The 14,312-nt window shown below is 71.6% G+C and carries 8 protein-coding genes and 1 pseudogene; 4 read left to right on the top strand and 5 right to left on the bottom strand.

Going from position 1 to position 14,312, the window contains the following annotated elements:
* Positions 1-107: 107 nt before the first annotated feature.
* Positions 108-1,367, top strand: coding sequence for a cation:proton antiporter (locus CJ022_RS14080; RefSeq protein WP_101927258.1), 1,260 nt, complete (start codon positions 108-110; stop codon positions 1,365-1,367).
* 176 nt (positions 1,368-1,543) lie between these two features.
* Here CJ022_RS14080 and CJ022_RS14075 read toward each other — a convergent pair.
* The 4 genes and pseudogenes from CJ022_RS14075 to CJ022_RS14060 form a co-directional block, all read right to left on the bottom strand.
* Positions 1,544-3,816, bottom strand: a pseudogene (locus CJ022_RS14075) (NADP-dependent malic enzyme).
* 124 nt (positions 3,817-3,940) lie between these two features.
* Positions 3,941-5,443 (bottom strand): OprO/OprP family phosphate-selective porin, encoded by a 1,503-nt coding sequence (locus CJ022_RS14070; protein ID WP_101927257.1) that lies wholly within the window; start codon positions 5,441-5,443, stop codon positions 3,941-3,943.
* 47 nt (positions 5,444-5,490) lie between these two features.
* Positions 5,491-6,513, bottom strand: a complete 1,023-nt coding sequence (locus CJ022_RS14065; protein WP_101927256.1) for an alpha/beta hydrolase — start codon at positions 6,511-6,513, stop codon at positions 5,491-5,493.
* 25 nt (positions 6,514-6,538) lie between these two features.
* Positions 6,539-7,912 (bottom strand): dicarboxylate/amino acid:cation symporter, encoded by a 1,374-nt coding sequence (locus CJ022_RS14060; protein ID WP_101927255.1) that lies wholly within the window; start codon positions 7,910-7,912, stop codon positions 6,539-6,541.
* Positions 7,913-8,042: 130 nt separating this feature from the next.
* On the opposite strand from CJ022_RS14060, the gene CJ022_RS14055 reads away from it, so the two are divergent.
* The 3 genes from CJ022_RS14055 to CJ022_RS14045 all read left to right on the top strand — a co-directional run bounded on the left by CJ022_RS14055 (position 8,043) and on the right by CJ022_RS14045 (position 13,618).
* Positions 8,043-10,670 (top strand): PAS-domain containing protein, encoded by a 2,628-nt coding sequence (locus tag CJ022_RS14055; RefSeq protein WP_101927254.1) that lies wholly within the window; start codon positions 8,043-8,045, stop codon positions 10,668-10,670.
* Between the two features lie 112 nt (positions 10,671-10,782).
* Positions 10,783-11,655 (top strand): SEL1-like repeat protein, encoded by an 873-nt coding sequence (locus CJ022_RS14050; RefSeq protein WP_143703995.1) that lies wholly within the window; start codon positions 10,783-10,785, stop codon positions 11,653-11,655.
* Positions 11,656-11,776: 121 nt separating this feature from the next.
* Positions 11,777-13,618, top strand: coding sequence for a DUF885 domain-containing protein (locus tag CJ022_RS14045; protein WP_101927252.1), 1,842 nt, complete (start codon positions 11,777-11,779; stop codon positions 13,616-13,618).
* 14 nt (positions 13,619-13,632) lie between these two features.
* On the opposite strand, the gene CJ022_RS14040 is transcribed toward CJ022_RS14045, so the two are convergent.
* A complete protein-coding gene (locus CJ022_RS14040) occupies positions 13,633-14,277 on the bottom strand; it encodes a response regulator (RefSeq protein WP_425490771.1) in 645 nt (214 codons plus the stop codon).
* Positions 14,278-14,312: the final 35 nt, after the last annotated feature.

The raw sequence follows: 14,312 nt of genomic DNA, 5'->3' as shown, positions 1-14,312 counted from the left end.
CGGGTGCGTGATGCCCGGCCGCGCACCGGTGCACCGGCCCGCGCCGGCGCCCGGCTTTGCTGGCACCATGCGCGCTTCACACGAGCCCGACCGAGCGCCGACCCCGCATGCCGACTGCCCAGCTGTCCGTCTATTTCTTCCTCCAGGTCGCGGTCATCCTGCTGGTCTGCCGCCTCGTCGGCCGGCTGGCGCAGAAGCTCGGCCAGCCGCAGGTCGTCGGCGAAATGATCGCCGGCGTCACCCTCGGCCCGTCGCTGCTGGGCTGGGCCTTCCCCTCCGCGCAGGCGGCGCTGTTCCCCGCGCAGACGCTCGACACGCTGTACGTGTTCGCGCAGTTCGGCGTCGGGCTCTACATGTTCCTCGTCGGCACGCAGTTCCGTGGCGACCATTTCCGCGCGCGCTACCGCAGCGCGATGCTGGTGTCGGTCGCGGGCATCGGCGTGCCGTTCGCGCTCGCGTTCCTGCTGGCGCCGTGGCTGACGACGGTGCCGGGCCTGTTCGCCGACGGCATCCGCATCGGCGATGCGGCGCTGTTCCTCGGCGCGGCGATCGCGATTACCGCGTTCCCGATGCTGGCGCGCATCATCCACGAGCGCGGGCTGTCGGGCTCGTCGCTGGGCACGCTGGCCCTGACCGCGGGCGCGGTCGACGACGCGGCGGCCTGGTGCATCCTCGCTGTGGTGCTGGCGAGCTTCGGCGGCAGCTGGAACAGCGCCTACCTCGCCATCGGCGGCGGCATCGCCTATGCGCTCTTCATGGTCTTCGTCGGCCGGCACCTGCTGCGGCGCCTGGCCGATACGGTCAAGCCCGACCAGCCGCTCGGCGCGACGCTGCTCGCGGCGATGCTGGGGCTGTTCTGCCTCAGTGCGTTCACGATGGACGCGATCGGCATCCATGCGGTGTTCGGCGGCTTCCTGCTCGGCGCGTGCATGCCCAAGGGCGCGCTGACCGAGGCGCTGCGGCGCCAGCTCGAACCCTTCGTCGTCGTGTTCTTCCTGCCGATGTTCTTCACGTTCTCGGGTCTGAAGACCGATCTGGCGCTGGTGCTGCAGCCCGAACTCGCGCTGGCCGCGGCGGCGATCCTGCTGGCCTCGTTCGCCGGCAAGTTCATCGCCTGCTGGGGCGCGGCGCGGCTGTCGGGCGAGGACAACCAGGACGCGCTGGCGATCGGCGCGCTGATGAACGCACGCGGGTTGATGGAGCTGATCCTGATCAACATCGCGCTGCAGGCCGGCGTGATCCAGCCGGGCCTGTTCTCGATCCTGGTGCTGATGGCGATCGTGACCACGCTGATGGCGACGCCGCTGTTCAACTGGATCATGCGGCGGCAGCCGCGCGACGCGGTGACGGCGCCGCCGGTGGTGTAGCGCGTCGCGGCCCTTGGCGTCCGGCGCGCCGGCGTGAGACGTCGCCTGACGCCGGCATGCCGCGGCCGGCATCGCGCGCGAGCGCGCTCCTGCAGGGGCACCGCGCGACGGTTGTGCAGGAGCGCGCTGGCGCGCGATTGCCCGCCGCGTGGCGGCGGGCATCGCACACCGTGCGCTCAGCCGTCCTGCGAGGCGGCGTCGAGCTGCTGGGCCTTGCGGATCTGGGCGTCGACCGAGGCGATGGCGGTCATGTTGATGACCCGGCGCGGGGTGGCCGACGGGGTGAGCACGTGCGCCGGCTTGCTGACGCCCATCAGGATCGGGCCGAGGGCGACGCCGCCGGTCATGACCCGGATCATGTTGTAGGTGATGTTGGCCGCGTCGATGTTCGGGAACACGAACAGGTTGGCGCGGCCGCTGAGCGTGGTGCCCGGCAGCATGCGCTTGCGCAGCGCTTCGTCCCACGCAGTGTCGGCCATCATCTCGCCGTCGACCTCGAGCTTGGGCGCGCGCTTGAGCAGGATCTGGCGGACCTGCGCCATCTTCTTCGCGCTCGGATCGTCGTGGCTGCCGAAGTTGGAATGCGACAGCAGCGCGATCTTCGGCTCGATGCCGAACAGCTTCAGGCGGTAGGCGCCCTGGATGGTGCTCTCGGCGATCTGCTCGGCGCAGGGGTCGGGCTGCACGTGGGTGTCGAGGAAGAACCACAGGCCCTGGTCGTTGACCACGCCGGTCATCGCCGAGGTGCTCTGCAGGCCCGGGTCGAGCGGGAACACGCTGCGCACGTAGCCGAGCTTCTTGTGGAAGCGGCCGACGATGCCGGTGATCATCGCGTCGGCTTCGCCGCGGTCGACCATGATCGCGGCGATCAGGGTCGGGCGCGAGCGCAGCAGGGTCTTGGCCGAATCCGGCGTGACGCCGCGGCGCGCGGTCATGGCGTGGTAGTGCTGCCAGTACTCGTTGAAGCGCGGATCGTCGTTGATGTTGGTCAGTTCGAAATCGCGGCCCGCGACCAGGCGCAGCGCCAGGCGCTTGATGCGCGTCTCGATGACGTCCGGGCGGCCGATCAGGATCGGGAACGCGAGGCCTTCGTCGACGACGGTCTGCACCGCGCGCAGCACGGTCTCTTCCTCGCCCTCGGCGTAGACCACGCGCTGGCGGTCGGCGCGCGCGCGGTCGTAGACCGGCTTCATCACCAGGCCGGTGCGGTGGATGAACTGGCCCAGCTTCTCGCGGTAGGCGCGCATGTCGTCGATCGGGCGCAGGGCGATGCCCGACGCCATCGCGGCTTCGGCGACGGCCGGCGCGACGATCGTCAGCAGGCGCGGATCGAAGGGGCGCGGGATGATGTAGTCCTCGCCGAAGCTCGGGATCTCCTCGCCGTAGGCGCTGCCGAGGTCGCTGGCTTCCTCTTTCGCGAGCTGCGCAATCGCATGCACGCAGGCGAGCTTCATCGCCTCGTTGATGCCGGTCGCGCCGACGTCGAGCGCGCCGCGGAAGATGTACGGGAAACACACCGCGTTGTTGACCTGGTTCGGGTAGTCCGAGCGGCCGGTGGCGATGATCGCGTCCGGGCGCACGCGCTTGGCGTCCTCCGGCATGATTTCCGGGTAGGGATTGGCGAGCGCGAGGATCACCGGGCGCGGCGCCATCGTCGCGACCATCTCCGCGGTGAGGATGCCGCCGGCCGACAGGCCGAGGAACACGTCGGCGCCGTCGACGATCTCGGCCAGCGTGCGTGCCTCGGTGTCGCGGGCGTAGCGCGCCTTGTCGGGGTCGAGGCCCGGACGGCCGGTGTGGATCACGCCGTCGCGGTCGAAGGCGAGGATGTTCTCGGGCTTGAGGCCCAGCGCGACCAGCATGTCGAGGTGGTCGCGAACTTCACGTCCTCGAGCTTCTTGCCGGCGACTTCGAGCGCGTTGACGATCGCGGCGCCGACGATGATCGCGGTGCCGTGCTGGTCGTCGTGGAACACCGGGATCTTCAGCCGCTCGCGCAGCTTGCGCTCGACGATGAAGCACTCCGGCGCCTTGATGTCCTCGAGGTTGATGCCGCCGAAGGTCGGCTCGAGGCTGGCGATGATGTCGACCAGCTTGTCGGGATCGCGCTCGTCGACCTCGATGTCGAACACGTCGATGCCGGCGAACTTCTTGAACAGCACGCCCTTGCCTTCCATGACCGGCTTGCCGGCCAGCGGGCCGATGTCGCCGAGGCCGAGCACCGCGGTGCCGTTGGAGATCACCGCGACCAGGTTGCCGCGCGCGGTGAGCTCGCTGGCCATGTTCGGGTCGCGGACGATCTCCTCGCAGGCGAACGCGACGCCGGGCGAGTACGCCAGCGCCAGGTCGCGCTGGGTCAGCATCGGCTTGGTGGCGTTGACGGTGATCTTGCCGGGCGGCGACAGGCGGTGGTAATCGAGGGCGGCCTGGCGGAAATCGTCGTTGGACATCGGCGGGGTTCTGCTCTGGAAAAAGAACGCGGGACAGGATTCTAACCCTGCCCCGCAGTGGCTCCCGGACGGAGCGGTGTGTTGCAGCGCCGCATGCGCGGCGCCGGGGCGGCGGTGCGCCGGGTCAGAACACGACCTGGGTGCGGATGTTGAAGCTGTTGCCCGCATCCTCGCCGGCGTAGGCGCCGACCTGGTTCTCGGTGTTCCAGCGCACGTAGTTGAACATCACGCGCGACCAGTTGTTGAGGTACCAGTTGACGCCGAGCGTCCACGAATCGCCCTCGCCGCCGCGCGCGGCGTCGGTGAAGTCGTACTTGTCGTAGCGCGTCGCGAGTTCCCACGCGCCGATGCCGCCGTCGGTGACCGGACGCGCGACGCGGGTCGTGCCCCAGACGCCGGAGCGGGCGCTGAAGCCGGGCTTCTCGCCGGTGATCAGCCAGCCGGCATAGGCCGAATGCGCCTTCTGCTCGACATCGCCGACCGAGTCCGATTGCAGCGTGGTCGCGCTGGTCTCGGCGAAGGCCCAGAAGTTGCGGAACGTGCCGCCGAGCTCCGCGCCCCAGACCTGCTCGCCGGTGACGTCGTTGATCGCGCTGGCCGACACGCGGACGTTGTCGTTGAAGCGCGAGGCGATGCGCGGCGTGCGGTTGATGCGGTTGGTGTCGACGCCGTAGTCCTCGTGCACGTACCAGCCACCGACGTGCAGGAAGCCGGCCGGGCGCTTGACCGGATTGACGTGGCCGCGGAAGGAATAGGTCAGCGAGTCGGTTTCCGCGCCGGCGTTGCCGACGTCGTCGCCGGAGATGCCGAACGTGGTGTGCCAGTTCTGGCCGATGGTCTTCACCTGCACGCCGAGGCCGAAGTAGCCGCTGGCCGGCATGCCGACGCTGGCGACCGCATTGCGCTCCATGAAGGGCGTGCGGGTCAGCGTGGAGCTGGAATCCAGCGCGCGGTCTTTCAGCTTGTTACCGATGTAGACCTCGGTCGGCAGGCTGCCGATCGACGTGTTCCAGCGCACATAGGCATCCGACAGGCTGACGACGTTGTCCGACAGCTCGGCGTCGATCTTGTAGCCCAGCGACCCCAGGTTGCCCTGCGCGCCGATGCGCGCCTGGCGCAGGTTGGTGCCGGTGATGTTGCGGTCGTCGAAGCTGGAGCCGCGCGTCGACGAGACGTCCACCAGCACCCGGCCGCGCGGGTTGAAGGTGAAGAAGCGGTCGGCGCTGCGGAACTCCGGGCCGCCGCGACGCCAGCTGACGTTGCCGCCGCCACTGCCGGTACCGGTCGCGGCGAGCTGGGCGACCTGGGCCTGCAGGATCGCGAGATCGTCCTGGCGGGTGTCGGCGACGGCGGCCTCGACCTGTGCCTGGGTGTCCGACGCAAGCACGCCGGTCGTCGCCGGCGACGTCGCCGGCGCGGTGGCGACGCGCGGGGCGTTGCCTTCCAGCGCGGCGAGGCGCGCGTTGAGCTGCTCGAGCTGGGCGGACTGCAGGCGCAGCTGTTCGGCCTGCTGTTCGACTAGGCTGCGCAGGGCGGCGTCGCCGTCCTGCGCGGCGGCCGACAGCGAGGCGGCGCCGAGGGCCAGGCCGATGGCCGCGGTCAGCGCGGCGGTGCGGCGTCGTGTCATGTGGTGCTCTCCCGTGTGTGCGTGTGCGGTGACCGGTGTCGTGCGCATCAGTCGCCGTCCTCTTCGAATGCGGTGTCGTCGTCTTCGGGCTCGGCCACCGGCGGCGGCGCGCGATCGCCGATCAGCGGCTGCAGGCTGACCGGCGCGGCCTGCATGAAGCCGTGGCTGCGCGCCCAGGTCGCGAACAGGCGCGGCCACTGCCCGACCAGCGCGCCCGGCTTGCCCAGCCCCCAGCTGTGGCCGCCGCGCTCGAAGATGTGCATCTCGGCCGGCACGTTCTGGGCGCGCGCGGCGTTGAACATCGCCAGGCTGTGGCCGACGTCGGCGATCGCATCGTCGGCGGCGTGGACCAGGAACACCGGCGGCATGCCGGCGCGCACGTGCGATTCCACCGAATACGCAGCGACCGCGTCGGACTGCGTGCCGAGTTCGCGGCGGGTGCGCGTGGTGTCGAGCGGCGCCTGCAGCGAGACCACCGGGTACAGCATCGCCAGGAAGTCCGGGCGCGAGGGGACCTGGTCGACGGCGTCGAGCGCCGGGTAGAAGGCGTGGTCGTAGCGCGTGCCGAGGATGCCGCCGAGGGTCGCGCCCGCGGACGAGCCCATGACGCCGATCTGCTGCGGATCGATGCCGAGCGCATCGGCCTGGCTGCGCAGCAGGCGCATCGCGCGCTGGCCGTCCTGGAACGGCGCCGCGGCGGGCCAGCCGTCGGCCGGCAGACGGTAGTACAGCACTGCCGCGGTGACGCCGATCGACGACAGCCACTGCGCCATCGGCGCCGCGGCCGTGCCGACCTGGATGCGGAAGAAGCCGCCGCCGCCGAGGATCAGCACCGCGGTGCCGTTGGGCTGCGCGGGCCGGTAGATCTCCATGCGCGGCTCGACGACGCGCGTCACCGCGCCGAGCGCGCTGCCTTCGGTGCCGACCTGCTCGGGGCCGGTCACGTTCTGCGGCAGATGGCCGGCCGGCCACAGCGTCACGGTCTCGGGCGCGGCCTGCGCGTGCGCCAGCCCGGTGCAGGCCAGCAACAGGCCGGCGACCGCGCCGGCCCATCGGATCGAAAGTGTCATGGGTCCCCTCCTGGTGTGTGCGGAATCAGCGGGCCGCGGGCGTCGCGGCGGCGCCGGTGTGCGTGGTGTCGGGCAAGGGCGCGACGGGCGCGGCGGCGTCGACCAACGCCGGGCCGCCGTCGAGCACGCGCTGCAGCTGGTCGCGGTCGAGCGCGTTCTCCCAGCGCGAGACCACGACGGTCGCGACCGCGTTGCCGATGAAGTTGGTGATCGAGCGGCACTCGCTCATGAAGCGGTCGACGCCGAGTATCAGCGCCATGCCCGCGACCGGCACCGTGGGCACGACCGACAGCGTCGCGGCGAGGGTGATGAAGCCCGCGCCGGTCACGCCGGCCGCGCCCTTGGAGCTCAGCATCGCCACCAGCAGCAGGGTGATCTGCTGCCACAGCGTGAGTTCGGTATTGGTGGCCTGGGCGATGAACAGCGCGGCCAGCGTCATGTACAGGTTGGTGCCGTCGAGGTTGAACGAATAGCCGGTCGGCACGACCAGGCCGACGACCGACTTCTGGCAGCCGGCCTTTTCCATCTTCTCCATCAGCGACGGCAGCGCGGATTCCGACGACGAGGTGCCCAGCACCAGCAGCAGCTCGGCCTTCAGATAGCGGATCAGCTTGAGGATCGAGAAGCCGCACAGCCGGCACACCGCGCCCAGGATCACCAGCACGAACAGCAGCGCGCTGACGTAGAACGTGCCGACCAGCCACGCCAGGTTGGCCAGCGATTCCACGCCGTAGCGGCCGATGGTGAAGGCGATCGCGCCGAAGGCGCCGATCGGCGCGGCCTTCATCAGGATGTGCACCAGCTTGAACACCGGTGCGATCAGCGCTTCGAGGAACAGCTGCACCGGGCGGCCCTTGTCGCCGACCATCGCCAGCGCGATGCCGAACAGCACCGCGATGAAGAGCACCTGCAGGATGTTGCCGTCGACGAAGGCGCCGACCAGGGTCGACGGGATCACGTCGAGCAGAAAGCCGGTCAGCGTCATCTCGTGCGAGGCCTGCACGAAGCCCTCGACCGCGGTCGCGTCGAGCGAGGCCGGATCGATGTTCATGCCCGCGCCGGGCCGCACCACGTGCGCGACGACCAGGCCGATGACCAGCGCCAGGGTCGAGAAGAACAGGAAGTACGCCATCGCCTTGGCGAACACGCGGCCGACCGTGCGCAACTGGGTCATGCCGGCGATGCCGGTGACGATGGTCAGGAAGATCACCGGCGCGATGATCATCTTGACCAGCTTGATGAAGCCATCGCCGAGCGGCTTCATCTGTTCGGCCAGCAGCGGCGAGTAGTGGCCGAGCAGCGCGCCGAGCACGATCGCGACGATCACCTGCACGTACAGCTGGCGATACAGCGGCAGGCGCTGCTGCACGGCGGGATCGGGCGCGGGAATGGGCTGCATGGGCGAGGGACGCAACGGGCCGGGAAGGGCGACGTTGTACCCCGCGCGCCGCGCCGCGCCGATAGCGCATTGGGACTAGACCGGCGCTGCACCCCGTCGCGGCGCGGATCGCGCCGCTAGACTGGCGGCCATGCGCCCCACGTCCGCCCGTCGCCAGCGCCTGTTGTCCGCGCTGCTGGTGCTCGGCGGCCTGGTGCTGGCCGCGGGCCTGGCCTGGCGCGCCGGCGAGCGCCACGAACTCGCCATCCAGGCCCGGCTCGCCGACCAGCAGGCCGCGCTGCACCGCCAGGCGCTGAGCCAGCAGATCGAACGCTACCGCACCCTGCCGCAGTTGCTGGCGCTGGATCCGGACCTGCGCCGCAGCGTCGCCGGGCCGGTCGACGCGGCGACGCGCCAGCGCCTGAACCTGCGGCTGGAAGACGCCAACCGCACCAGCCGCGCGTCGACGCTGACCCTGATCGACGCCGACGGCACGGCGGTCGCGGCCAGCAACTGGCGCGAGCCGGGCAGCAATGTCGGCGCGCAATACGGCTTCCGCCCCTACGTGCAACAGGCGCTGCGCGAAGGCTCGGGGCGGTTCTACGGCATCGGCGTGACCACCGGCGTGCCGGGCTATTTCCTGTCGGAGGCGCTGCGCGACGCCGCCGGCCGCGCGATCGGCGTCGTCGTCATCAAGATCGAACTCGCGGCGATCGAACAGGCCTGGCCGTCGGATCTCGACACCGTGCTGGTCAGCGATGCGCGCGGCGTGGTGTTCCTCGCCAGCCGCGCCGACTGGCGCTACCGCACGCTGCGACCACTGGACGCCCGCGCGCGCGCCGAACTCGCGGCGACGCGCCAGTACGAAGGCCGCACGCTGCAGCCGGTCGCCAGCCGCACGCTGCGCAGCCTGCCCGATGGCGGCGCGCTGGTGCGCATCGCCCTGCCCGCGCGCCCCGGCCAGTGGCTGTGGCAGCGCCAGCCGATCGCCGGCACCGACTGGACGCTGCACCTGCTGCACGACGCGACGCCGGTCGCCGCGGCCGGCTGGCAGTGGGCCGGCATCGCCGGTGCGTCGTGGCTGGCCCTCGCCTTCGTGCTGCTGTTCGTGCAGCAGCGGCTGCGCATGGGCGCGCTGCGCCGGCGCAGCCGCGCGGAGCTCGAGACCCTGGTGCGCCATCACGCCGAGGAACTGCGCACCGCGCAGGACGGCCTGGTCGCCGCGGCGCAGGAGGCCGACACCGGCCTGAGCCGGCGCCTGGCGCATCTGCCGCAGGGCGTGGTGATCGTCGACGCGGACCTGCGCATCGTCGCGTGGAACGCGCGCTACATCGAGCTGTTCCGGTTCCCGCCGGATCTGGTCCAGGTCGGCACGTCGATCGAAGCGGTGTTCCGCTACAACGCGCGCCGCGGGCTGCTCGGCCCGGGGCCGGTGGAAGACGCGATCCAGCGCCGGCTGGGCCATCTGCGCAGCGGCCGCCCGCACCTGCGCGAGAGCGAGAAGGACGACGGTACCGTGCTGGAGATCCGCGGCAATCCGCTGCCCGAGGGCGGCTTCGTGACCAGCTACGCCGACATCACCTCGTACAAGAACACCGCGCGCGACCTGCGTTCGCTGGCCGACGCGCTGGAGCAGCGCATCGCCGAGCGCACCGCCGATCTGGAACAGGCGCGCCACGACGCCGAAGCCGCCGCCCGCTACAAGAGCCGCTTCGCTGCCGCCGCGGTGCACGACCTGCTGCAGCCGCTGAACGCGGCGCGGATGTTCCTGTCGGGCCTGCGCACGCGGCTGCCGGACCTGCCGACGCGCGCACTCGCCGACAACATCGACGGCGCGCTCGCCGCGCAGGACGGCATCCTCGCGAGCCTGCTCGACATCGCCCGGCTGGAATCGGGCACCTTGCAGACCGACGTGCGCGACCTCGCGCTGGGGCCGCTGCTCGACGCGCTGGCGCGCGATGCCGGCGTGCTGGCGCAAGCGCGCGGCCTGCGCCTCGACCACGTGCCGACGCGCGCGTGGATCACCAGCGACGCGACCCTGCTGCGCCGGCTGCTGCAGAACCTGCTGTCGAACGCGGTCCGCTACACCGCGCAGGGCCGCATCGTGCTCGGCTGCCGCCGCGTCGGCGACGCGCTGCGCATCGAGGTCCACGACACCGGACCGGGCATTCCGCCGAACCGGCAGCGCGAAATCTTCGAGGAATTCCGCCGGCTCGACGACGGCATCGCCAGCGAGCGCGGCGCGGGCCTGGGCCTGGCGATCGTGGACCGTACCGCGCGCCTGCTCGGCCATCGCATCACGCTGCGCTCGCGGCCCGGCGTCGGCAGCGTGTTCGCGGTGACCGTGCCGCTGGCGCCGCCCGGCCACGCCGAAACCGAAGCGGTCGTGCCGGTGCGCGACGCCGACGCCGAATCGCCGCTGCGCGGCTGCCGCATCCAGGTCGTCGACGACGATGCGGACGCCGCGGAGGCGTTGCGCGCCCGGTTGCGGCAGTGGCAGTGCGACGTGATCGACGGTGGCGGCCCGCCGGCATCGTCGAGCGACGCGCCCGAGGTGCTGCTGCTCGCCGCGCGAGGCCACCGCCCCGATGTCGGCACACGCTGGCGCACCCTGCAGGCCGGCTGGACGACGACGCCGCTGGTGATCCTGCTGGTCGAACACGGTGATGCCGCGTTGCGTGCACTGGCGGACGCGCACGACTGGAGCGTGCTGCCGCTGCCGGTGCGGCCGCCGACACTGCGTGCGCTGCTGAGCCAGCGGCTGCTGCGGCGCGGCTGACGGCTGCGTCCACGTGCGCACCCGCCGTTTCCACCCGAGCCACTGCACCCTGCTGCCCGCGGCCCGCAGTCACCATCACGTCGCCATCTGGAATTCCGCCCACGCCATGTCCATGTCACCCCGCCCTCTGTTTCGTCTCGCCGTCGCGGCGCTGTCCCTCTGGGTCCTCGCCCTCGCCGGCTGCGCCATGGGCCCGGTGCGGCCCGACGCCGATGCCGGCGCGCAGGCCTGGCTGCAGGCCGGCCAGCAACACGCCCGGCAGCAGGACTGGAAGGCGCTGCGTCTGTACCGACAGGCCGCAAAGGTCCGCCCGGTCGACGACGCGGTCGTGGCGGCCGAGGCGCGGCTGGGCCGGGCGCTGTCGTCCGGCAGTCTGGCGCCCTACGGAGAACGCGACGCAGACGGCAGTCTCCGGCGCCCCCGACCGGCCCAGGGCCGCCCCTGGCTGCTGCGCGCGGCCGCGCACGGCTCGACGGCGGCGATGCGCGACCTGTGGGATATGGCGCGCCGCGACGGCGATGCGCCGGGCGAAGCGCGCTGGCGCATGCGATTTGCGATGACCACGCAGGATGTCTTCGAACGCGGCGCCCTCAGGACGACGCAGCTGGGCGGTCGGCCCGACCTGAAAGCACCGGTCACCCCCGCGTCGCAGGCACGGCTCGACGGCATCGTCGCGTCGATCCGCGACCAGGCGGCGCGCGGGGATGCCGAGGCGTGGATCGATCTCGGCCTGCTCCAGCATTTCGGCATCGGCATGCCCCGCGATCAGCAGGCCGCGCTGGCGAACTTCCAGCGCGCGGGCGATGCGGGCGCCGCCATCGGCTGGTACTTCAGCGGCCTGCTGGCGATGCAGGGCGACGTGGACGGCATCGCGCGGGCCCGGATCGAAGACTGGTTCGCGCGCGCCGACGCGGCCGGCTTCCCGCTCGCCCGGCCCGGCCGCTGGGAAGACCTGCGGGCGCCCTTCTTGAACTTCAGCAGCTGACGCCGCGCCGGACGCGATCCGGGCGCGCGCGCCTTCGCCGCCGCCCGCCTGCAGCGCCGCGTGAGTGCCCGCCGACCGGCAGGACCTAGAATCGACGACCGCGTTTCGCCAAGGAGCTGTCATGCCCGCACGTCCTGTGTTCGGTTTCCGTGCCCTTCCCCTCGCCCTCGGCATTGCCGCCGTGTTGCTCGCCGGCTGCAGCGGCGCCGGCACCGCGACGCGGGACGGGACGGCGCCGGCCGCGACCGCCGCGGACCAGCGCGGCGCGATCGGCCCGTTCTTCGCCGAATTCACCGACACGTGGATGCAGCGCCAGCCGTCGGCCTCCACCGGCAGCCGCTTCTTCGACGGCGCGCGTCAGGCCGAGCTCGACGCGATGCTGACGCCGGAGACGGCCGCGTTCGACGCGGAGACCGCCGCCCTCGCGCGCGAGGGCCTGGCGCAGCTCGCGGGCTTCGACCGCGCGGCGATGACCGACACCGAGCGCGTGTCGGCCGAGCTGATGGACTGGCTGCTGACCGGCATCGTCGACGGCGCCGAATTCCGCGACTACGCGTATCCGCTGCAGCAGATGAGCGGCGCGAACGTCGGCCTGCCCAACCTGATGACGGTGATCCATCCGCTGGGCAGCGCGCAGGACGCCGACCATTACCTCGCCCGGCTCGGCCAGTTCGAGGCGCGCATGGACGAAGCCGCGCAGCGCGCGCAGGCGATGGCCGCCGACGGCATCCTGCCGCCGCGTTTCATCCTCGATCAGACGATCGCGCAGATGCGCCATTTCGTGTCGACGCCGCCGGCGCAGAACCCGCTGGTCGCGACGCTCGACGAGAAGCTCGCCACGGTCGAATCCGTCGACGCCGCCCAGCGCGCGCGTTACGTCGCCGACGCGACGCGCATCGTCGAAGCCAAGGTCTATCCGGCATGGCAGCGCGCGATCGCGGTGCTCGATGCGCAGCGCGCGCAGGCCACCGACGATGCCGGCCTGTGGCGCCTGCCCGGCGGCGATGCCTACTACCGCCACCAGCTGCGGCGCTTCACCTCGACCGACCTGTCGCCGGAACAGATCCACCAGACCGGCCGCGACGAGGTCGCGCGCATCGAAGGCGAGATGGACCGCATCCTGCGCTCGCTCGGCCGCAACGACGGCAGCGTGGAAACGCGCATCGCCCAGCTGCGCCGGGACCTCGCCTATCCCGACGACGCCGACGGGCGCGCGCGGCTGATGGCCGACATCGACACGATGATCCGCGACGCCGAGCAGCGCTCGCAGGCGCTGTTCGACGTGGTGCCGACGAGTGCGGTGATCGCGCGGCCCTATCCCGAATACCGCTGGGCGAATGCCGCGGCGAGCTACACCGCGCCGCCGCTCGACGGCTCGCGGCAGGGCGTGTTCCAGATGCCGCTGCGGCCGGACCGGCTCACCAATTTCGGCCTGCGCACGCTGACCTACCACGAGACCGTGCCGGGCCATCATTTCCAGATCGCGCTGTCGGTGGAGAACACCGCGCTGCCCAAGTTCCGCCAGACCCGTGCGTTCGGCGGCATCTCCGCCTTCAGCGAAGGCTGGGCGCTGTACGCCGAGCAGCTGGCGGTCGAGGACGGCTGGTACGCAGGCGATGCCGAGGGCCGGCTCGGCCAGCTCGACGCCGAACTGTTCCGCGCGCGTCGTCTGGTCGTCGACACCGGCCTGCACGCGATGCGCTGGACCCGCCAGCAGGCCATCGACTACGGCATTCCGCAGTCGGAGGTGGACCGCTACGTGGTCATGCCCGGGCAGGCGACGTCGTACAAGATCGGCCAGCTCGAGATCATGCGCCTGCGCGACAAGGCGCGCGACGCGCTGGGCGACCGCTTCGACCCGAAGCAGTTCCACAACCGCGTGCTGCTGACCGGCGTGGTGCCGCTGCCGCTGCTGGAACGCGAAGTGGACGCCTACATCGCCGAGGCCGCCGCACGCGGCTGAGGCGGCGCCGCGCGTCAGACCTCGCCGTCGGGCTCCAGCGCCTTGACCAGCACCGCGGCCTGGGTGCGGCTGTGGCAGTCGAGCTTCTTCAGGATCGCGGTGACGTGGACCTTGACCGTGTTCTCGGCCAGGCCCAGCGCATGCGCGATCTGCTTGTTGAGCAGGCCGTCGGCGAGGCACAGCAGCACCCGGAACTGCTGCGGGGTCAGCTGCGCCAGGCGCACGGCGAGCTGGGCGTCGGCCTCCGAACGCTCGGCGGTCAGCGGCGGGAACCAGGTGCCGCCGTCGAGCACGGTGGCGACCGCCTGACCGATCGATTCGGCCGGCGCGGACTTGGAGATGAAGCCGGCGGCGCCGAACTGCTGCACCCGGCGCACGGTCCGCGGATGGTCGTTCGACGAGATCACCACGACCGGCACCTCGGGCCGCTCGCCGCGCAGGTGCACCAGCGACGACAGGCCGCGCGCACCCGGCATCGCCAGGTCCAGCAGCACCAGCTCGATCTGCGGATGGGCGACGACCGCGGCCGCGAGCGCCGACGCGCTGGCGGCCTCGACGACGGCGATCGCACCGAGGCTGTCGCGCAGCGCGTGCAGCACCGCGGCGCGGAACAGCGGGTGGTCGTCGGCGACCAGGATCGTCGGAGCGGGCAGCGTCATGCACGCAAGTCTGGCACGGCCCCTGCAGGACCGAC

This window comes from Luteimonas rhizosphaerae (genome assembly GCF_002849595.1).
Taxonomy (GTDB): Bacteria; Pseudomonadota; Gammaproteobacteria; order Xanthomonadales; family Xanthomonadaceae; genus Luteimonas; species Luteimonas cellulosilyticus.
The sequence above is the reverse complement of the archived record's forward strand: the minus strand, read 5'-3'. Positions and strand labels throughout refer to the sequence as shown.